This window comes from Fulvivirga lutimaris (assembly GCF_009711525.1).
Classification (GTDB): Bacteria; Bacteroidota; Bacteroidia; order Cytophagales; family Cyclobacteriaceae; genus Fulvivirga; species Fulvivirga lutimaris.
Window position 1 is genome coordinate 9,185 of sequence record NZ_SMLV01000414.1, and the last position, 21,895, is coordinate 31,079.

Genomic DNA, 21,895 nt, shown 5'->3' on the forward strand with positions numbered 1-21,895 from the left:
ATTAACTTGTGCTGTTCGGGTAATTTTTTTAATAGGTCACTAATGGTATTCCATGAATCATCCTGCTCTATTGAATCTTCAATATCAACCTTCTCGTTTAGCTCTACTTCCCTTTTACTATTCGCACTTCTGAGCGCGTCCATTGATTTGTTGTAAGTAATTCTAAACGCCCAGGTGCCAAATTTCGAAGGATCCTGAAGCTTGTGCAGACCTTTATGAATAGCAATCCATGCATTCTGGACTACATCCTGTGCCGATTCAATATCGTTGGTAAACTTGCAGGCAAAGTATATGAGCTTCTTATTCCATCTTTTAATAAGCAGCTCAAAGGCTCTGTTGTCGCCTTCATGGCATTTAAGAATCAGCAGCTCATCAAAAACTTTATCTTTATTCATCGAATTTACTTAATGACATAAGTTAGTCGGAAGGTGATGAATATGGTTCAATTATTTGTAAAAAATAATTGATTTGACTGCAGGGGTAGTACTAAGGGCTATGACTCCAATATCAATACATCCTGAAAGTAAAGACCGGGTACTTCTTTCCAGTTGCCATGATGAAGCTCCTTAAGCTTTAAACCCGATTCACTTAAAAGAAGGTTTAGGCCATTTTCTGTCACACCAATAGCATCTTCAGGGTATTTTACCCATTTAGGAGCAAACCAATCTTTAGACCCATATGCTGGATCATCAAAAATCCATTTATTAGAAGGGGTGTTATGGTATTTACCTTTTTTTTCAGATTTCTCTTTTAATGAATATTCGTAAGCTCTGTCGAGAACAAAAAAGGTTATTACAGCTTTTCCACCAGGCTTAAGCACTCTTTTTATTTCTTTGAAATAGTAGATGGCATCATCTTCTTTCAAATGTGTCCAGACGGATAGAGCTGTAACTAAATCGTAAGTTTCTGAAGGCACCGGCCATGGTTTTTTCTCATCAGATTGATTCTTAACATAGGTTGGGTTAGCAAGGTCAAAGTGTATAAACTCGTAGTGCTTTGGATCATAATGGTTAGTGTCAAAATCAACATCCTTTTTGAGAACGTCTAATCCAGTGTATTTGCCGTTATCCTTTATGAAGTTCTGAGAGGCAATAGCCAGTAAACCGGTTCCGCAACCAATATCAAGAATATTATTGCCATTTTTCTTTTCTAAGATGTTGTAAAAAGTAGTCTGAAATATGCCAATTACGTGTGCCCATTCAGCATATGATACTTTTCCGCCACGTCTGTGCCTCAGACCGGGGATATTTTGGATGTTGTTGGTACGGGCAATAAATTTTCTATCTCCTTTTCGAAAGAACAAATCCACAATGGCAAATAACTTTCTGCTAATTCTCTTTATCATGATCTAAATCGGGGATGTTATTTTTCGTACTGCGGCTTTTCCTGACCTTTGTAGATTTCAAATTCAACACGCCTGTTCAGGCTTTTCTCTTCATCTGCTGTTGCTATGGGCTTAGAGCTTCCATAGCCTTTGGCGCTAATTTTTGACTCGTTGACATTGCCAAAATAGACGAGGTACTCTTTAATGATATCAGCTCTTTCTTGCGATAATTTTAGATTGAAATCTTCTCTTCCATCCGAGTCGGTATGTCCAGAAATGTGCAATTTAAATTCAGGATTGTCGAGTAAGAAGTCGGCTAGCTTGTCAAGGTCATTATACATTGGGGTTGACATTTCGGCCTTGCCTTCCTCAAATTCTATTGATTCAAACTTCAACTTGCTGGAAATCGGTTCTGTAGTCTTGTTCAGCTGCATTTCTCCATCTAAATAGAACAACTCTTCTATTCTGAAAAACTCTTCACCCTGTATAATCAGCAGATAGTTGTTGTTATTTATAAGATCGAATTGAAACGAACCATCAGGTCTTAAAAATTTTGGAGCCACCTCTATTCCGTTATCCAAATCAATTATGGACACTATCCCTTTAAAGGGCTTCCCAGTTTCTTCATTCATCAAAGAACCAGTCACTGTTGTATTCGCTCCTGGCTGCGCTTCCATGGGCAATGGAAAGGAATACAAGTCAAGGTTGGCCATATTATTCCCAACAGATCTGGCGTAGTATAAATCTTCAGATTTGGCATCAATGGTGAAGTAAAACTCGCTTCCTGGCCCATTAACCAGAGGGCCTATATTTTTAGGTTCACCCCAGTTCTTTCCATCATGATAAGATTTGTAAATATCAAACTCACCGAAATTCAGATTCTGACCATTGGAGCTAAAATAGAGCACATCAAAAACATGATGATAGAAAGGACTAACTTCAGAGTTTCTTGTATTGATAATGGGTCCAGCGTTTTTTGCTTTCTGCCAGCTGTCATCTGATCCTTTTACAGAATAGTAAATGTCAGAAAGTCCAAAACCTCCAAGACGATCAGAAGCAAAGAACAAAGTGTCTTCAGTATGCGATAAGCTGGGGTGACTATCCCATGAAATACTATTAACATTAGTTCCGAGCGGTTTCACCTCGCCCCAATTTTCCTCATCTAATTTTTTAGCCGTATAAATATCACAATCTCCAAGCCCGTCTGGCGCATTGCACCTGGCAAAAAACAAAGTATTTCCGTCCTTGCTCATGGTAGCTGAACCCTCATTGTATTTGGTGTTTAGTCCTTTAAATTCAGTGGCTTTTCCCCAGCTATCATATTCATTGGTAGTATAAAAAAGATCTTCATCATGCACAGGATCAAGCCCACGATTATGAGAATTTCTTTTGGAGGTGAAAATCATCATGTCGTCACTTCCTCCTAATGCCGGAGCATAATCAGACTGATCAGAATTAACAGTTGCCCCCATATTTAAAAGTACGCTCCTTGGGGGCCGAAGCGTGTCAATCTCTTTTCTGTAGTCAACTAGTTCATAGTAGTAATCAAGCGGCACGTAGTACTCCTTATCATTCTCAGCAAGCTTTTCATAGTAGAGCTCAATGGTTCTTATATCAATATCCTCACGATGATGTTTTAATACCAGCTTATACAGCAACTTGGCCTCAGAAAGATTACCGTATACTTCAGTTAATTTGGCAAGCCTCCATAGTAAGTAAGTATCACGGTAAAAGTTTATTACACCAAAATTCTTAACATACTCTTTCAGTACTGGGTAGAGTTTCTCCCAATCGGCATTGTCATCAAGCTTTCTAATAGTCTTTAACTTGGATTCGTTTCTGAAATATGGAACCTTGTTGAGGTTGGGAAAATTGAAAAGATGAGATTCGCTGAATGTAGCCAGTGTATCATTCACGGAAATAACACCAAGAGACTTCTGTTTGTCTTTCTTTTTCTGTGCTTTAGAGGGGTTTACAACTAAAACTAGTATAAGCAGGCAAAAAAACCACGTATAAAAAATCCTATTCACTACCAACCTGTGTTATTTATGCTGAGAATAAAGATGTTATAAAAATGTATTTTTAACAAGTTGACGTCCATATTCAATTTGGCATAGCTATTGAAACATATATAAGCCAATAAAAAACTACTGAAATATACACATAAGTGTGTCATTTTGACATTCTATTACCAGATTAAAGGAGAATTAAATGTTTAAAAATATATTTTTATCTGATTTGACGGAAGGTGATGCTGAAGATTTAATACAGATAATAAGCCCTGACGAAGAGACTAAATTAAAGGATGACGAAGTACCAGAAGAAGTAGGCTTACTGCCAATAAGAAATACAGTACTGTTTCCTGGTGTTGTTATTCCTATCACAGTGGGTAGAGAGAAATCTATAAAGCTGGTAAAGAAGGCGTTTAAAGGCGATCGAATTATTGGTGTTGTAGCTCAGAAAAATGTAGATACTGAAGATCCTTCAGTAAAGGACATTTACGAAGTAGGTACTGTGGCTAAGATCATAAAAATGCTGGCCCAACCAGATGGTAATACTACCATTATCATTCAGGGTAAATCAAGGTTTAAGGTTGATGAGATGCTAACCGAAGATCCTTATTTTAAGGCAAGGATTAGCACGCTTAAGAGCATTTTTCCCTCTAAGAAAACCAAAGAAACCAAGGCTTTAAAGCAAAGTCTGAAGGATTCAGCAACTAAAATACTTAGGCTGAACCCTGAGATACCTCAGGAGGCACAAATGGCGCTGGATAATATTCATGATCTTGGGTTTCTAACACACTTCTTAGCTTCTAACCTAAATGCTGATGTGAGTGATAAGCAGAAGCTTCTTGAGATTAACAACGGCATAGAAAGAGCAACCTTGCTTTTGGAATACATGCTTAAGGAGATCCAGTTGTTGGAGCTCAAATATGATATTCAAAAGAAAGTACATACTGATATAGATCAGCAGCAACGTGACTATTACTTGCGTCAGCAGATTAAGGTAATGCAAGATGAGTTGGGCTTTGATGGACCAGATAGGGAAGTAGAAGAGCTTCGCTTGAAAGGTGAGAAGAAACAATGGCCGAAGGAGGTTAAAAAGCACTTTGAAAAGGAGCTTGATAAAATTCTTAGAATGAATCCACAAGCTGCTGAGTATCCAGTGGCTATGAATTATGCTGAGCTTTTGCTTGACTTACCATGGGATGAATGCACTAAGGATGATTTTGATCTAAATAGAGCGCGAAAGATCTTAGATAAAGATCACTTTGGGATGGAAAAGGTAAAAGAGAGAATCATAGAATACCTTGCCGTTTTAAAGCTAAAGCAAGATATGAAGGGACCTATACTTTGTTTGTATGGTCCTCCGGGAGTTGGAAAAACTTCTTTAGGTAGGTCCATTGCCAAAGCGCTTAAAAGAAAGTATGTCAGAATGTCACTCGGTGGAGTTCATGACGAGGCAGAGATAAGAGGCCACAGAAAAACTTATGTTGGAGCATTACCGGGAAAAGTGATTCAGAATTTGAAGAAGGCCAAATCATCAAACCCAGTGTTTATACTTGATGAGATTGATAAGGTTAATTCAAACTTTAGAGGTGATCCTGCATCTGCATTACTTGAGGTTCTTGATCCTGAGCAGAACAACTCCTTCATGGATAATTACCTAGAGTTGGAATACGATCTTTCTAAAGTATTATTTATAGCAACAGCTAACTCACTCGATACTATTCACCCTGCTTTACGAGACAGGATGGAGATCATCGAATTGACTGGATATACGCTTGAGGAAAAAACTGAGATCGCTAAAAAGCACCTGATACCTAAGCAGAAAAAGGAGCATGGCTTGAAATCAGGCGATGTGAGTTTTCATAAGAGTGCTATCACAAAATTAATAGAAGGCTATACCCGTGAATCTGGTGTTCGAGGCCTTGAGCGTAAGGTGGGTTCAGTGGTTCGTCATGCAGCAAAATCTGTTGCTATGGAGCAAGAGTTTGAAAAAACCATAACTGGTGGTGAAGTCGTAAATATACTTGGTGCTGAAATTTTTGATAAAGAGCTTTACCAAGGTAATAACGTTGCTGGTGTGGTTACTGGTTTAGCGTGGACATCTGTAGGAGGTGAAATACTATTTATAGAATCCAGTCTTTCCAGAGGTAAAGGTAAATTGACTTTATCTGGTCAGTTGGGTGATGTGATGAAAGAATCGGCCATGGCGGCCATATCATACTTAAAGGCCAATGCTGAGACTTATGGTATAGACTATAAGGTTTTTGATAATTATGATTTGCATGTTCACGTACCTGCAGGGGCAGTACCAAAAGATGGACCTTCGGCTGGTATTACAATGTTAACTTCTCTAGCTTCTATTTATACTCAAAGAAAGGTAAAATCAAAACTGGCCATGACTGGTGAGATTACACTTCGTGGTAAAGTGCTACCTGTTGGAGGAATAAAAGAGAAGATTTTGGCTGCAAGAAGAGCTGGAATCAAAGAGCTGATCCTGTCAGAAAGAAATAAGCGCGATATTCTGGAAATTGACGAAAAGTATACGAAGAACTTAACCGTTCATTATGTAACTGATGTTGAGCAGGTATTAGAACTTGCCTTGTTAAAAGAAAAAGTAAAGTCGCCAATGCAATTTACTTTTCCTGAAAAGGTTAATATAGCGAACTAATCTCCTTGAATGCCCAGAATCGCTTTAATCATACTACTATATGTTTGTCCGTTGCTAGCGCTTGGACAGATAGGTGGTAAGCGATCATTTGAGTTTGTTAATATACCTTCTAATCCACGACTTGTGGGGTTAGGAGGTGTTAATGTTTCTTTGGCGAATGAAGATGTGAATTTTGCATTTTCAAATCCAGCGCTGAATGGGGATACTCTATCAGGTTTGGCATCATTTTCTTACCTGGATTATTTTGCTGATGTAAGTATCATTTCCACGGTATATCAGCATGATTTTGGTAAATACGGCTCATGGTTTTTTGGGGTTAACCATATAAACTATGGAGATATTGAGAGCTTTGACCTAACCGGAGCGCCTATTGGCAGCTTTAGTAATAATGAGACTTTACTTATTGTTGGAAGAAGTCATCAGGTTGGAGTTTTTACACTGGGAGGTTCATTGAAATTCATGAATTCTAATATTTCAAATTTCAGTTCGAATGCTATTGCACTTGATCTGGGAGGTATATTTCAGCATCCTAAAAAACAGTTTACGGCTGGTCTTACTTTTAAGAATATGGGATTTGTGTTAAGTGAGTATACTGAAACCAGCGATACTAAACTGCCTTTTGATATCCAGGTTGGGATGACGTTTAAACCAGAGCATATGCCGTTCAGGTTTTCTCTCACGGGCTATAATTCAAGGCAGGGAGACATCAGCTATTTTGATCCAAATAATACAGAAGGCTTAGATGATAAAGGAAGTTTGGATAATGCATTAAGACATCTGAATATTGGAGCTGAATTATTACTTGGTAAGAACGTTAACCTCAGGTTTGGTTACAACCATTTAGTCAAGCAGGAGTTAAAACTTAATGATACAAATGGTGGAGCAGGGTTTTCATTCGGTTTAATGTTTAGAGTGAAAGCATTTGAGTTTGCTTATAGCAGAGGAGGGTATCATGCAGCAGGTGGTTCCAATAGTTTTGGGATTACTGCCAACACAAATTTATTTTTGAAAAGAACAAAATCAACATTATGATTAGCAAGGAACATTATCTAACTCCAAGACAAATTGTTGAAGAACTGGATAAATATATAATTGGACAGAAAGATGCAAAGCGAAATGTAGCCATTGCATTGAGGAACAGGTGGAGGAGAATGAATGTTAAGAATGACATGAAAGGAGAAATTGTTCCGAACAATATCTTAATGATTGGTGCTACCGGTGTTGGTAAAACTGAGATAGCCAGGAGACTGGCCAAATTGGCAAATGCGCCTTTTACTAAAGTTGAAGCTTCAAAATTTACTGAGGTTGGTTATGTAGGTCGTGATGTGGAAAGCATGGTGAGAGACCTTGTTGAACAATCAGTTAACCTGGTAAAGGCAGAGAAAAAAGAAGAGGTGAAGCAGCGAGCTGAACAGATTGTTGAGGATATAATACTTGATGCATTAATTCCTCCATTGAGACAAAATGGTACTGTAACTACAACTTCTGCTGATCAAACTGAGGAAGAGCCAAAAACGGAACAAGAACTTAACGAGCGTACTCGTGAGCGTTTTAGAGAAAAGATTAGAAATGGTGAGTTAGAAGATCGCAAGATTGATATTAATGTTCAGAAGCCTTCTGGTGGAGGTGTCGGAATGATTGGTGGCGGTATGATGGACGAGTCATCTATGATCAACCTTCAGGAAATGATTGGCAATATGATGCCTAAGAAATCAAAGAAGAGAAAGGTCACTATTGAAGAAGCCAGAAGAATTTTGATTGAGGAGGAATCTTCCAAGCTTATCGACATGGATGAAGTGAAGGAATTGGCGATTCAAAGAGCTGAAAATACGGGTATAATCTTTATAGATGAAATTGATAAGATAGCCAAAAGTGGTGGAGGTAAAGGTGGCGCAGATGTTAGCCGCGAGGGAGTGCAGCGAGATCTTTTACCAATAGTTGAAGGGAGTACCATCAATACCAAGTATGGAGTTATAAAGTCTGATCATATATTATTTATTGCGGCAGGAGCATTTCATGTGGCAAAACCTTCTGATTTGATTCCCGAACTACAAGGCAGATTCCCAATAAGAGTAGAATTAGAAAACCTTACTAAGGATGATTTCTTCCATATTTTAAAAGAGCCGAAAAATTCATTGACGAAGCAGTATACTGCACTTCTTGAATCTGAAGATGTTGAGCTGTCCTTTCAGGAAGATGCCTTGGAAGAACTGGCTGAAACAGCCTTTAACATTAACACAGAGGTTGAAAATATTGGAGCAAGAAGACTTCATACTGTAATGAGTCAGCTGCTCAATGAGTTTTTATTTGATGTACCAGATAAGATTGGACCTAATGCCAAAATTGTGGTTAATAGAGAGATGGTAAGAGAAAAACTTCAGGGTTTAGTTAAGAATAAAGACTTAAGTGAGTTCATATTATAAAGGTGAAGTTAACGAGTGTTTGTGCTATAATTATCCTGTTACTGGTTTCTGAAACATCAGATGCACAAACCTCTTATTTTGATTCTTTAAGACAAACAAAGAAAGTCAGTTATGACTCTGTAAGGAAGGATTATATCCAAAGTTGGTCTGATAAGTTTTATATTAAGCCGATCTTGACTGTCAGGTTTCTTAACCTGATAATAGAGGATGAGAACAAACGAGTTAGCGATATTGTATACAGTCCCAGCTCGAACAATTTTTTCGGTTTTAGTTTATATGCCTTTGATCTGGGAGTGGAATTATCATTTAAACTCCCTCAAAATGAGGATGAAACACCTACGGAAATATTTGGAGAGACGGAATCCTTTGATTTTCAAACCAATATTTATGCTAAAAAGTGGGGTGCTGATATCTCTTTTCAGAGATATAGTAGCATGTACATGGAAGATCCGGCCAGCCATTATGACGATTGGATTCCGGGTGACCCTTACCCAATTCGAGAAGATCTTGCATTAAGATACTTTCAGCTTAGCGGCTTCTATTTATTTAATCATGAGCAATTTTCTCTACGGTCACCATATGTGCAAGCAGATAGGCAATTGAAAAGTCAGGGGTCATTTTTGCTTTCAATGTTTGTGTCTACGTTTAGTTTTAGTGCTGACTCAACTTTGATTCCGGAAAGTGCAAAGCCACTTTATCCAGAAAATGAAGAGTTCAGAATGATGCGGACGACTACGCTGGCCTTAATGCCTGGATACACCTATACACTTACAAAAAACCATTTTTATGTTAATGCTGCCTTTTCGTTAGGTCCTGGTCACCTTTGGATAAAGTACAATAAGGGTGATTTTGAGGAAGAGGATATTAAATTCCGACCGGTCATTGGACTGCGTGGCGCCATTGGCTACAATGGTGAAAAATTCTTTGCTGGCATCACCACCAATGCACAAATTGTTTCTACTCAAATTGATAATCTCAATGTCAACAGCCGTTCTGGTAATATTAAATTTTTCCTTGGCGTTAGGCTTCAGGAGTTTGGAGTGCTGAAGAAGGAGCTTTTTTGAAAAAAATAACCCGTTGACTTTCATTTAGTTACATGTTTTCAACTTCTTAATTAGTGGTAGTTATTTGACACTTATCTACTAAAGAGTATGTTTGTTGTTTTATTGTAAATACTTTGCCTTAATAAAATACAATTAATCACTCCTCCCTGCTTTTATGAGAAAATTCATTTTACTATTGGTTTTTGTAGGTCTTAATTTGCAATCGTTTGCCCAAGCTGATTGTTCAACTGCTATTGAAGCTGTTTTAGGCATAAATCATTTGCCAGTATCTGCTGGGGACGAATATTGGTATACCTATACAATGCAATCAGATTCGAAATTGAGGATCAGCTCAAGCAATATTAATGGTTCATTTTCGACTTACAATAATTCATGTGAGAATCAAAATTTATTGTCAAGCGCAGGTAGTTCAAGCGATGTGCTATTTGTTTTAAGCCTTAGTGTAGGGGATGAAGTATATATAGAATTTCGAAACACCGAAACTGACTTTGAATGGGAAATATCAGAAGTACCATTTGAAGAGGGGGATTTATGTACTCAACCAACTATGGCAGTTTTGGGTGAAAATTATGTGCCGGAAGTCACAACAGACCAATATTGGTTTTCTTATTCTATGCAATCCACAGCCAAGTTAAAATTGACTACTTCTTCAGGGGTAGTATTTGCTTACTATGGAACTTGTGATAACTTGAGCACAGTTGCTTATAACGCTTATGGAGCAGTAACAGAGGTTGAACTTCTTGATCTTTCTATTGGAGACATGGTGTACTTCCAATGGAGCACGGTACAGGGTGATTTTAACTGGTTATTAGAAGAGGTGCCATTTGAAGATGGGGAAAGCTGTAATACTTCATTTCATGCAATAGAGGGGGTGAATCTTGCTCCAGATGTTAGTATATCTTCAGTTGCTCGTCCTATATGGTATTCATATACTATGCAAGCTGATGGTAAGTTAACTATTAAGGGTGATAATAGTACACTGGGTTATCAAGTAACAGCGTACACAGGAGATTGTGAAAATCTTACTTTGAAAAATTCCAGACAAGGTAGAATACAGGCAATTGATCTTTTGGAAGGACAGGAAATATTGATTAAATGGTTTGCTTATGATGGTAATTTTGAATGGGAATTGGCAGAGCAACCCTCATCTTTAGGCGATAAGTGTGAAGAACCAGAGATAGCAATACGAGGAGTTAATGTAATGAGAGAAACCTTTGATGCTTTTTATTGGAGTTCTTATACAAGTTTATCTGATGATGATATTGAAATTTCGACATCCGCGTCAGCAGGTTTGTATGTGTATTCAGGAGACTGTTCAACTTTAAGTGAAATAGGAAGGGGTTGGCAGACAGTAACACTTTCAAATATTAATATTGGTGATCGTATCTTGATAAGATGGATTCCGAATGGTGGTGATTTTGAGTGGAATTTAACTCAGCCTAATGCCATTCAGGAAATAGAGTTTGACCCATTGCTTTCGTATACAGTAATCGATGAACCTTTTCAACTAACTGCAATAGCAACATCAGACCTACCAGTGAGTTACGCTAGCTCCAATGAAGCTGTTGCAACTATTGAAGGTAATTTGGTCACCATTGTTGGAGCAGGTCAAACAACAATTACAGCTTCACAAGCAGGTAGTGATGATTTTGCTCCTGCAACAAATGTAGAGCAGGTTCTTACAGTAACTAAGGCCAACCAAACCATTACTCTCGAAGCGTTAACTAACAGAACATTTGGTGATTCACCCTTTGAACTAACCGCTACTGCAACATCAGGTCTGCCAGTGAGTTATGCTAGCTCCAATGAAACTGTGGCAACAGTAGAAGGTTCAAAAGTAACTATTGTTGGTGCTGGAGAAACTACATTAACAGCTACCCAAGGTGGTAATGAAAACTTTTTGTCAGCCATAGATGTGCAGCAGACTTTGGTAGTTAATAAAGAAGTTCAATCAATAATATTTAATGAGTTAGCTGGTAAAGTATTTGGGGATGAGCCATTTCAACTAGTGGCCAATTCAAGTGCTGGGCTTTCCGTCTCTTTTTCTAGTTCAAATGAAAATGTGGTAGTTATTGAGGATGATATGCTTTCAATTGTAGGGGCAGGAGAGGCTACCATTATGGCATCTCAAGCAGGTAATTCTAATTACCAATCAGCACTCACAGTTGAGCGTATTCTTTTGGTAGAAAAGGCGGTTCAATCAATAACCTTTGAGCCTATAGGAGATCAATTTTTTGATGATGAGAGTGTTGCTATGGTTGCGACCTCAACCTCAGGCCTTCCGATATCATTCGAAGTGTTAAATGGAGCAGCTTCAATAGATGGCGCAGTAATAAGCTGGCAAGAACCTGGAGAAATCATGGTGATTGCCAAACAAAATGGCAATTCTAATTTCTTTGAAGCCAGTTCAGTTGAACAGTCGTTCGATGTAGTTGAAATTACAGAGACTCAAGATGTGTTGAGTAAAGGAATGATTGAGTTATTTCCAAATCCCGTAAGAGAACAATTAACCATAAAGGGTATTAGCAATTCAAAAGTTGATGTTACTGTTTTCGACAATACTGGTTTAATTGTGAAGAACGCTACTTTAAGCAACCACAACTCGGTTTTAGAAACTCATGATTTAAAAGAAGGTGTTTATACCGTCATGCTTAAATGGTCAGATGGAATTAAATATTTGAGATTTGTTAAAATCTGACAATGTCTTCATCCCTAGTTTTTTATAAAACAATAACCTTACTATCTTGTTGAGAGAGTTGAAACTAAAAGTTTGAGAAGTTTATGAATGACAATTTCGTTAATATCTATGACGAGGTATTTGAAAAAATCAAAGATCTTGGCAGCGATGTAATTGAAACTCATATTGAAAGATTAAGAGATCTTGATAAGCTCATACCCCCAAGCGCAATGTTCTTTTGCGTTACCAATACCACAAAACATTCATTCGAGTTTGTAAGTAAGAATTTCACCTACGCCACAGGTTTAGACATCAAAAAGATGACTGAAGAAGGCATGACTTACTGGTGGAGCAGACTTCATCCTGATGAGGCAGAATTATGGTTGAAAGCATTGGGTGAATTGATGACTTTTACGCTCACTGAAGTTCCGTTTGAAGATAGGAAGAGGGTAAGTTATATCTGGAATTACAGTATCAGAAACAATGATGATGAATACTTAAATATAACTCAGCACACTACCCCAATGTATTTTGATGATGATGGGAAACCGGTGATAGGCTTGGCTCATTATTCAGTGACGGGTAGCGGAGAAAGGTTGCCAATAAAAGCAACAGCACTCATACTTAATGGTAATGATGAGTACGAAACCATTTATTACAAAAACCACTCTCAAAAACTACTAGAAGAAACTTACAGCAATAGAGAACGTGATGTATTAAGGCTAATTTCCAGAGGCTATGATAACAAGGAGATAGCTCAGAGGCTCTTTCTGAGTGAACATACTGTGAATACTCACAGAAAAAACATAATGGCAAAAACCAGTTGTAAAAATTTTACTGAGCTAATAGCCAAATGCGTCAGACAAGGACTTTTGTAGTTAAGTCACCTTCTTCTTGCTGATTATCAATTATTTATCTAATAATTTTGCATTATATATTACATCGAGTGGTTTCTTTGATGGAAGTTTAGGAACATTGAGGCAACATTAAAAAACCAACAACCAACTATTAATGAAGCTTTTTAAACATGAAAAGCTTGTTATCACCAAAGAGGAAATAAATGGCGTAGAATTTATTAAGGAAGTCTGGTCAGGCGTACTTTCAACTACTATTTTTCATAAGCTAGTACTTGAATCACTTAAGATATACCGAGAGCAGGTGCCTTTAATAAAAGGTGATAGCAAGAGATTTTTACTTTTCGCAGATGTATCAAAATTAGAAATTATTAGTGCTAAGGACATTCAATGGCTAATTGATGAAGTAAACCTCGAATATGAGAAATTGGGTTTTACCGAACAGGCTGTTATTGTTCCAAAATCACAGATAGCACAGACAACCGTTTCAGAATATGAAGGGGTTACAGGAAGCTTTAACACAAAACTATTTTCAGAAGAGCTAACAGCTCTTAGGTGGTTTTTATCCTTGTTATAGCATCTATTGATCTTTCTTAGGATAATCAAAGAACTCTAATTGGCCTAAACCGAAGTTAACTTCAGACCAGCTACTGATGTCAAGTTTTATTGCTACTATACCGCATGTGGGTATGTTATAAATATCCTCATTGGAAAGGGAACAAGCGAAGTCTGTAAAGCCTGGATTGTGACCAAATAGCATGAGTGATTTTACATCGCACTCGGCATTTTGTACAACCTTCAGAAGTGTTCCCTCACTTGCATGATAGATTGATTGCTGAGTTCTAATTTTATTAAGAGGGTACCCAATTCCTTTTGCAATAACTTGTGCAGTGGTAAAAGCCCTATTAGCAGGACTACTAAAAATCAAGCCCGGCAGGATGGATTTATCTGCCAATCGCTGTCCCATTTTTGGAGCATCACGCTCACCTCTGGCTGATAATGGCCGATCAAAATCAGAGAGGTCAGGATAATCCCAACTTGATTTTGCATGACGAACCAGGTACAGCGTTTTCATAATCTATATTCTTCTAAAAGTGCATTGTAAAGAATTTCAGCAGGGTGAAGTGCTTTTCTTGAAACACCATCTTTAATCTGGTGCCTGCAACTTGTGCCTGCAGCTGCTATCATCACATTTTCAGGCTGTTTTCTTATGGTTGGAAATAATACCAACTCTCCAATTTGCATGGAGGTTTCATAATGTTCTTTTTCGTAACCGAAAGAACCCGCCATGCCACAGCAGCCGGAGGGTATTAGCTCAACTCGATAGCCAGAAGGTAGTGAAAGTATCTTTTTACTGGGAACCAATGATGATAATGATTTTTGGTGGCAGTGACCATGTAGTTTAATCAATTGTTCTTCTTTGGTAAATAAGCTTTTGTCTATTGATTCAAGATGCTTCGCAATAAACTCCTCAAAAGTATAAACATTTTTGGCCAGCTTAATGGCGCTTTCTCTATCCATCCTATCAACCAGATCAAGATACTCATCTCTAAAAGATAAGATTGCTGATGGCTCTATTCCAACTAACGGAAAGTCTTCAGATACAAGATCTTTGAAAAGAGTTACTTGCCTATTTGCTAATACTTTTGCCTTATCAAGCATTCCTTTTGACATAAATGATCGCCCACTTTCAGGGTGTTCAATATATTTCACATCAAAACCCAAGGCGTTTAAAAGTTTAACAGCAGTTATGCCTATTTCGGTATCGTTGTAGTTGGTAAACTCATCTATAAAAAGGTAAAGCGAACCTTTCAGGTCCTTACTTTTGGGAAGTTTGTGATATTCCTTCTTGTACCAACTTGATAGTGTTGTTTTGTGAAGTTCAGGCATGCTCCGTTGAGTATGAAAACCTATCAGAGACTTGCTTAATCCTGATAATGGTGAATTCATTCCTAATTTGTAAAGCCAAGGAACTTTAGAGGCAATTTTGTTAAGCCCGGCAAAATTCCCAACAATTTTTGATCTAAAGGGAATGCCATTAGCCTTCTGATATTGATATTGAAATTCTGCCTTTAATTTCCCAACATCAACATTTGAAGGACACTCGGACTTGCAGCCTTTACACGAAAGACATAAATCCATCACTTCTTTTATTTCAGCACTATCAAAAGCATTGGCCTTTTCTGAGTTGGTTAGTACTTCCCGAAGAATATTTGCTCGAGCTCTGGTAGTGTCCTTTTCATTTTTGGTAGCCATGTATGAAGGGCACATGGTGCCTCCGGACAGTTGTGTTTTTCGGCAGTCTCCAGATCCGTTGCACTGTTCTGCAGCGCGCAATACTCCGTAGGTGTTGTCAAAGTTTAAGATGGAATCAAACTCACGTGTTATCTGTCCTGGCTTAAACCTTAAAGAAGAATTCATCGAAGGAGTATCTACGATTTTGCCAGGATTAAAAATATTGTTTGGATCCCATGCCTTCTTAACTTGCTTTAGTAGCTGATAATTTTCCTCGCCAATCATGAAGGGAATAAACTCCCCTCTTAATCTACCATCACCATGTTCACCACTTAATGAGCCTTTGTATTTTTTTACCAAAATGGCGATCTCTTCCAGTATCGTTCTAAAAAGCTGATTTCCTTCTTCTGTTTTTAGGTCGATTATAGGTCTTAGATGCAGTTCTCCAGAGCCCGCATGTGCATAATGCACACAGAATAGATCGTATTTTTTAAGTACTGCGTTAAACTCTTCAATATAATCAGGAAGGTCTGCTACATCTACTGCAGTATCTTCAATAACTGGTACGGGTTTGGCGTCTCCAGGCATATTACTGAGAAGTCCCAAGCCGGCCTTTCTAAGACCCCAAACTTTTTTTATATCATCACCTTCAACGAATGGAAAATGATAACCTAACTTCTGAGACTTTAAGTCTGTAATTAGAAATTCTTTCTTGAGATGAAGTTCTTCTTCCGACTCTCCATAGAGCTCAACAACCAATACTGCTTGTGGATCACCTTGAACAAAAAAGCGATTTTCACGCTGAGCTATATTTCCCTTTGTGCATTCTAGAATGTAATGATCCATCAGTTCAGAAGCTGAAGGATTATATTTTAAAGCAGTGAGATTGCCTTTTAATGAATCGTAAACACTTTCAAAGTGAATGCAAAGCAAGCCCTTGATTTTTGGAGGCATCGGGTCTAGTGCTAAAGTGGCCTGAGTGATGAAAGCCAGGGTGCCTTCAGAGCCCGCTAAGAGTTTACAGAAATTGAAAAGTTCTGCACCATCAACGAATGGTTCAGAATCTATCAACAGGTCTATAGCATAGCCAGTATTCCGTCTTGTAACACTAGCTTTTGGATAGTTGTCAGCTATTCTTTTTCTGTTGTCTTTGTCAGAAAGAATGTTTTTTATATTTCTGTAAAGTTCTCCTTCAAGTGAGTCATAACTACACTTTTCTTCAAATTCACTTCTTGAGAGAGCTTTTAAAACTATTTCAGAACCATCAGAAAGGAGTACTACTGCTTCAATGAGATGCTCCCTTGTGCTGCCATAAATCACAGAGTTGGAACCGCAAGAGTTGTTGCCTATCATGCCTCCAATCATGGCACGATTAGCAGTTGATGTCTCTGGGCCAAAGTACAGATCATGAGAATGTAAATGCATATTTAGCTCATCGCGAATTACACCGGGTTGAACCTTAACCCATTTTTCATCTTTATTTACTTCCAACACTTGAGTAAAATGCTTTGAGACATCTACAATAATCCCATTTCCGACAACCTGCCCAGCCAATGATGTGCCTGCAGTTCGGGGTATTAAAGATGTCTTGTGTTCTTGTGCGAATTGGATTAATTTCTTTAAATCACTTTTCGATTTAGGAAGCGCTACGGCCAATGGAATTTCTCTATAAGAAGATGCATCAGTGGAGTAAATGCGCTTAATAGCCTCGTCTAAAAACAGTTCTCCCTCTAATTTAGCGTTTAGCCTGCGCAGTGCATTTCCAATTTCTTCCATATACAATTAATAAGAGTCGAAAATTAGAATGTTTTTACTTCGCTTAAAAAGAATTCGTTAAGTTTAAGTTGATTTTTTAAACTATTATAATATTATCCAATGAAGCTAAAGTTCATTGTTTTTGCTCTCATTGCCATCATTTTTTATTCTTGTGGGTCTGCAAAGAAGGCCAGAATTAGAGAGCAGCGAATTAACACCGTTATTCAAACCGCCAGAGCTTACACTGGAACACCCTATAAATGGGGAGGAACTTCCAGAACGGGAATTGACTGCTCAGGACTTCTTTGTAACTCCTTCAGGTCTGCAAACTATGTATTGCCGAGAACATCAGATGCCCAGAGTAAAATAGGGAGCAAGGTTAAAAGAAGGCTACTAGCTCCTGGTGACTTGGTTTTCTTTGCTACTGGCAAGAAGAGAAGGAAGATTACTCACGTTGGGTTAGTGACAGACAATAAAGGAGGCAGGGTTAAATTTATTCATAGTTCTTCATCTCTTGGGGTGGTTGAAAGTTATTTGGATACCGAATACTATGATAAGCGATATATCACTGCCCGGAGGCCTTTTTAATAATAGAGAAATATCTATATTTGCCTTCCGTTTGGGGATGTAGCTCAGTTGGCTAGAGCGCTTGACTGGCAGTCAAGAGGTCGTGGGTTCGAATCCCATCTTCTCCACAAAAGCACTCTTCGGAGTGCTTTTTTATTATGTCACATTTTGTATACATCATATATAGCCCAAAAAGGAATCGCTATTATGTTGGCCAGACACAACATCTTGAAAAGAGATTATTTGATCATAATAATTCGAGATCAAAATATACAAAGGGTACCTCTGATTGGGAATTGAAATGGTCACAAGAAGTAATTGATCGTTCGGAAGCTCTGCGTTTAGAGAAGCAAATTAAAAGTAAGAAAAGTCGAAACTACATTGAATTTTTAATTGATTCGGCGAGCTAGAGCGTCCCGAAAGCATTCGGGAAGGTCGTGGGTTCGAATCCCATCTTCTCCTCAAAAAGACACCATTTAATGGTGTCTTTTTTTATTTCACATTAGTAGTCAGAAGTTACTTGAGGAGTATTTTAGTTATATTTTAACCATGTTTAACCACGAAAAAATGAAGGTTAATATCACTAGATGTTCAAATTATTAAGCAATCTTTAAAATTCTGTGTAAGATATTTACTATCTTTTCGCATTGGTATTTGATTTCATTGATGATTTTAAAATACACTTTTTAAAACCAACTAATTTTTAACCCTAGCGGGTTCTGTCTTAAATGGCCAAATTAAAGAATATTATAAAGCAGCTTTCTTCTAAGGATTATGAGGCCATTTACACCTCATTGATTGAAAGCAACGCAGAAAAATCAGCTTATTTACTTCAGTCAATGCGTGAGCGCAGCCTATCAGATAACAAAATCATGGTAGAGCTTGACGTTAACACTAATGCCTATTATACTCTTCGCTCAAGGCTTAATCAAAAAATAGAGGAGCACTTGCTTCAGCAGATGGAAAGTCCTAGGACGGACATCCTGAAGAAAGTAGCAAACATCAATGAAATAATATTTACCAAGAAAAAGGCGATTGCCGTTGCAACGCTTAAAAAGTTAGAAAAAGAATTGTTGGATTATGATCTATCCAATGAACTGACAGTTGTCTATAAATCACTAAAAAAATTACATTTAAACTCACCTGATTATTTTAATTACTCTCAGTTATACAACCGCCATGTTGCCTATATGCTGGCAGTAGATAAAGCTGAGGATTTGTTGGCTGAGTATTTTAAAAAGTATGGCCAATTTGCTCTTTCCGGAGATGAAATTGATAAAATGGGACTTGGCTTGCTCCTAAAAGAAATGAGCAATGTAGCGGCTCTTTATGAGTCACACAGGCTTTATGTGTACGAGAGCTGCATGATTATTTTCCATAGGCTGTTTGTAGACCAGGAAGAATCTATGGACGATGGTCAGGAGCCGATTGAAGATATACTAGATAATGTAGAAAAGATTTTTGCTCAGTATCAGCTTGATTCAATTTACTATCATTTGAATTTGGTTTTTGAATTCCTGAAACTAGAATATTACAATCACTATAAAGTGTACAGAAAGGCTGAACGTTATTTTGAAGAGGTAAATGATGCAGCGGATAACTTATTGACTAATTATACACTTTATACTTACCCAGCTCAGTTTTTAATTACAAAGATGAACAGACATCTGCGTATGGGTACTGAGCAATCTATGTATGAGGAAAATGAAGGTGCCTTTCAGGATTTTGAACTGGATAAGCTAGATATTCCAACGTACCTAACTTATACAATGTATCGTGCTATATCGGCCTATTATGTTGGCAAGTATGATGAGGCTAGTAAATGGATAAATGGCTTGCTTAATGAGGTGAGCATGAAGAAATTCCCTTATATTCAGCTGGAAATAAAAATTGTATTGGCAGTTCAGTATTGTATGCAAAATGATTTTGAGCTATTTAATCAATTGATAAATAGTATTCAAAGACAGATTCGTTTGTTAGGAAAGGATAAATGTGAACATATTATTATTTACACAAAAATTCTGAAAACAGCCATTAGCGATGTTAAAAGAAATAAGGTAGATAAATTAAATAAGCTGGTAGATAAACTGGTAGAGGTTAATGTACCTCATTTTTCACCTTCTTCACTTATCAAGTTTAAAGGTGATTTTGTTCAGAGAATAAGCGAAAGAATAGTAGTTTAAACTTCTAACTTTTCGAGGCTATCCTGAGATAGAGGCTTGTTGATATATTCCTTAACGTAGCTATACTTTTTAGATTTGTTCACATCCTGCGGGTTAATTGAGGATGTAAGCATCACCACTCTACATTTATTTCTTGTTTGCTCAGACAGTTTTTCAAATTCATCAAGAAACTGAAATCCATCCATTAAAGGCATATCAATATCAAGAAATATAACATCTGGAAGTACTTCCTTAGAGATATCCGGAAGCTTGCTAACGTTCTTTAAAAATTCAATGGCACTTTTAGCTCCGGTGTGCGTATAAATGTGTTCTGCAATATCTGCGGCTTCGATCATCTTTTGATTAATAAGATTATCAATCTCATTATCATCAATTAGCATTACAGAGTGATATTTTTTAGCTGCCATCTATTACTTTATTTTGGGAAAGCTAAATATAGTTTTTAAAATAGGTATTACAAAATAATATTATCGACACTTTAGATGAAAAATGCCGATAATATTATCCTTTCTTGCAATGCTTATAAATCAAATTTTATTCCTTGAGCTAACGGAAGGTCTTTTCCGTAGTTAATGGTATTTGTTTGTCTGCGCATATATACTTTCCATGCATCAGAGCCAGATTCTCTACCACCACCAGTTTCTTTTTCTCCACCAAATGCGCCACCAATCTCAGCTCCTGAAGTACCGATGTTAACATTGGCAATACCACAGTCAGAACCAGCATGAGAAAGGAAGTTTTCAGCCTCACGCATGTTGGTAGTCATGATAGCCGATGATAGTCCTTGAACAACACCATTTTGGATAGCTACTGCTTCATCAAGCTCTTTGTATTTCATTATGTAAAGGATAGGAGCAAAGGTCTCTTCCTGTACTATTTGCAAATCATTAGATGCTTCTGCAATTACAGGCTTAACATAACAACCAGATTCGTATTCTTCTCCGGTTAATACGCCACCTTCAACAAGTACTTTACCACCTTGCTTACCAATTTCTTCTATGGCATTTAGATACATGGCAACGGCATCTTTATCAATTAAAGGACCCACATGGTTGTTTTCATCCAAAGGATTGCCAATTCTAAGCTGCTTGTATGCTGAAGCTAACTTGTTCTTAACCTCTTCATACTTACTTTCATGAATGATCAATCTTCTTGTAGATGTACACCTTTGACCGCAAGTACCAACTGCACCAAATAATGCTCCTGTTATAGCCACATTAAGATCAGCATTTTCAGATATGATGATAGCATTGTTGCCTCCAAGCTCTAATAATGCGCGGCCAAGTCTTGCTCCTACAGCGGCTCCAACCTTTTTACCCATTCTTATTGAACCTGTTGCTGATACCAATGGTACTCTCTTGTCAGAGGTCATTAGCTCGCCAATTTTATAGTCACCATTTACAATACAAGAAACGCCTTCTGGCACATTGTTTTTGCTGAATACATTATTGATAATGTTCTGACATGCGATACTACAAAGTGGTGTTTTTTCTGAAGCCTTCCATATACAAACATCTCCACATACCCATGCAAGCATTGCGTTCCATGACCATACAGCCACAGGGAAATTAAATGCTGAGATTATTCCAACAATGCCTAACGGATGGTATTGCTCATACATTCTGTGATTAGGTCTTTCTGAGTGCATTGTTAAACCATGCAGCTGTCTTGATAAACCAACTGCAAAGTCACAGATGTCAATCATTTCCTGAACTTCACCAAGTCCTTCCTGGTACGACTTGCCCATTTCGTAAGAAACAAGTTTACCTAGCGACTCTTTATATTTTCTTAGTTCTTCACCAATTTGACGAACAATTTCTCCACGCTTTGGCGCAGGCATTAGTCTCCAGGTTTTAAATGCGTCTGCAGAAGATTGTACAATCTGCTCATATTGACTTGCTGTAGTAGCATGGATTTTTCCAATTAGTTGACCATCTACAGGTGAGTATGATGATATTACTTCTCCATCATTGGAAAGCCATTTGCTACCGGTTGAAGTGCCGGAATTTATCTCTTTTATACCTAATTGCTTTAAAGCTTCTTGAATGCCGAAATTGTTGCTCATTTTTATATTATTTAATAGGCTGCAAAACTATTGAATGTTCTCTTAAAGGATGTAACAAACTGCAATAAAAA

At 37.6% G+C, this 21,895-nt stretch carries 17 protein-coding genes and 1 tRNA gene; 11 read left to right on the top strand and 7 right to left on the bottom strand.

Going from position 1 to position 21,895, the window contains the following annotated elements:
* From E1140_RS15665 to E1140_RS15675, 3 genes are all read right to left on the bottom strand, one after another.
* Positions 1–395: RNA polymerase sigma factor (locus E1140_RS15665; RefSeq protein WP_155185990.1), on the bottom strand; the 395-nt coding region annotated here is incomplete at its 3' end.
* 98 nt (positions 396–493) lie between these two features.
* Entirely contained in the window at positions 494–1,345 is an 852-nt protein-coding gene (locus E1140_RS15670; protein ID WP_155185918.1) for a class I SAM-dependent methyltransferase, read from the bottom strand.
* A gap of 17 nt (positions 1,346–1,362) precedes the next feature.
* A complete protein-coding gene (locus tag E1140_RS15675; RefSeq protein WP_343034258.1) occupies positions 1,363–3,354 on the bottom strand; it encodes an OmpA family protein in 1,992 nt (663 codons plus the stop codon).
* 181 nt (positions 3,355–3,535) lie between these two features.
* On the opposite strand from E1140_RS15675, the gene lon reads away from it, so the two are divergent.
* The 7 genes from lon (at position 3,536) to E1140_RS15710 (ending at position 13,596) form a co-directional block, all read left to right on the top strand.
* On the top strand, positions 3,536–6,001 hold the full coding sequence (gene lon, locus E1140_RS15680) for an endopeptidase La (protein ID WP_155185924.1): 2,466 nt from the start codon (positions 3,536–3,538) through the stop codon (positions 5,999–6,001).
* 9 nt (positions 6,002–6,010) lie between these two features.
* Complete coding sequence (gene porQ, locus E1140_RS15685; RefSeq protein WP_155185927.1) at positions 6,011–7,033, top strand: type IX secretion system protein PorQ; 1,023 nt, start codon at positions 6,011–6,013, stop codon at positions 7,031–7,033.
* On the top strand, positions 7,030–8,424 hold the full coding sequence (hslU, locus tag E1140_RS15690) for an ATP-dependent protease ATPase subunit HslU (protein WP_155185930.1): 1,395 nt from the start codon (positions 7,030–7,032) through the stop codon (positions 8,422–8,424). Before porQ ends, hslU begins: the two co-directional genes overlap by 4 nt.
* A gap of 2 nt (positions 8,425–8,426) precedes the next feature.
* The gene (locus tag E1140_RS15695; protein ID WP_155185933.1) at positions 8,427–9,488 is read left to right on the top strand and encodes a DUF4421 family protein; all 1,062 of its coding nucleotides are present in this window, start codon (positions 8,427–8,429) and stop codon (positions 9,486–9,488) included.
* Between the two features lie 154 nt (positions 9,489–9,642).
* On the top strand, positions 9,643–12,186 hold the full coding sequence (locus E1140_RS15700; RefSeq protein WP_155185936.1) for a T9SS type A sorting domain-containing protein: 2,544 nt from the start codon (positions 9,643–9,645) through the stop codon (positions 12,184–12,186).
* 83 nt (positions 12,187–12,269) lie between these two features.
* The gene (locus E1140_RS15705; protein ID WP_155185939.1) at positions 12,270–13,043 is read left to right on the top strand and encodes a response regulator transcription factor; all 774 of its coding nucleotides are present in this window, start codon (positions 12,270–12,272) and stop codon (positions 13,041–13,043) included.
* Between the two features lie 133 nt (positions 13,044–13,176).
* Positions 13,177–13,596, top strand: a complete 420-nt coding sequence (locus tag E1140_RS15710; RefSeq protein WP_155185943.1) for a hypothetical protein — start codon at positions 13,177–13,179, stop codon at positions 13,594–13,596.
* Between the two features lie 3 nt (positions 13,597–13,599).
* Here E1140_RS15710 and E1140_RS15715 read toward each other — a convergent pair whose 3' ends face one another.
* Positions 13,600–14,094: a SixA phosphatase family protein gene (locus E1140_RS15715; protein ID WP_155185946.1), complete on the bottom strand. Its 495-nt coding sequence runs from the start codon at positions 14,092–14,094 to the stop codon at positions 13,600–13,602.
* Complete coding sequence (locus tag E1140_RS15720) at positions 14,091–17,030, bottom strand: FAD-binding and (Fe-S)-binding domain-containing protein (protein WP_155185949.1); 2,940 nt, start codon at positions 17,028–17,030, stop codon at positions 14,091–14,093. The genes E1140_RS15715 and E1140_RS15720 overlap by 4 nt, the downstream gene beginning before the upstream one ends.
* A 99-nt stretch (positions 17,031–17,129) precedes the next feature.
* Here E1140_RS15720 and E1140_RS15725 point away from each other — a divergent pair, with 99 nt between their 5' ends.
* The 4 genes from E1140_RS15725 to E1140_RS15740 all read left to right on the top strand — a co-directional run bounded on the left by E1140_RS15725 (position 17,130) and on the right by E1140_RS15740 (position 19,759).
* The gene (locus E1140_RS15725; RefSeq protein ID WP_155185952.1) at positions 17,130–17,597 is read left to right on the top strand and encodes a C40 family peptidase; all 468 of its coding nucleotides are present in this window, start codon (positions 17,130–17,132) and stop codon (positions 17,595–17,597) included.
* A gap of 33 nt (positions 17,598–17,630) precedes the next feature.
* Positions 17,631–17,704: transfer RNA gene (locus tag E1140_RS15730), tRNA-Ala, on the top strand.
* Positions 17,705–17,734: 30 nt separating this feature from the next.
* Positions 17,735–17,986 (top strand): GIY-YIG nuclease family protein, encoded by a 252-nt coding sequence (locus tag E1140_RS15735; protein ID WP_155185955.1) that lies wholly within the window; start codon positions 17,735–17,737, stop codon positions 17,984–17,986.
* 318 nt (positions 17,987–18,304) lie between these two features.
* Positions 18,305–19,759 (top strand): hypothetical protein, encoded by a 1,455-nt coding sequence (locus E1140_RS15740; protein ID WP_155185958.1) that lies wholly within the window; start codon positions 18,305–18,307, stop codon positions 19,757–19,759.
* Here the strand turns inward: E1140_RS15740 and E1140_RS15745 are convergent.
* Together E1140_RS15745 and amaB are read right to left on the bottom strand one after the other, a co-directional pair.
* On the bottom strand, positions 19,756–20,166 hold the full coding sequence (locus E1140_RS15745; protein WP_155185961.1) for a response regulator: 411 nt from the start codon (positions 20,164–20,166) through the stop codon (positions 19,756–19,758). The genes E1140_RS15740 and E1140_RS15745 overlap by 4 nt on opposite strands.
* Before the next feature lie 113 nt (positions 20,167–20,279).
* Positions 20,280–21,824: an L-piperidine-6-carboxylate dehydrogenase gene (gene amaB / locus E1140_RS15750; RefSeq protein ID WP_155185964.1), complete on the bottom strand. Its 1,545-nt coding sequence runs from the start codon at positions 21,822–21,824 to the stop codon at positions 20,280–20,282.
* Between the last annotated feature and the right edge of the window lie 71 nt (positions 21,825–21,895).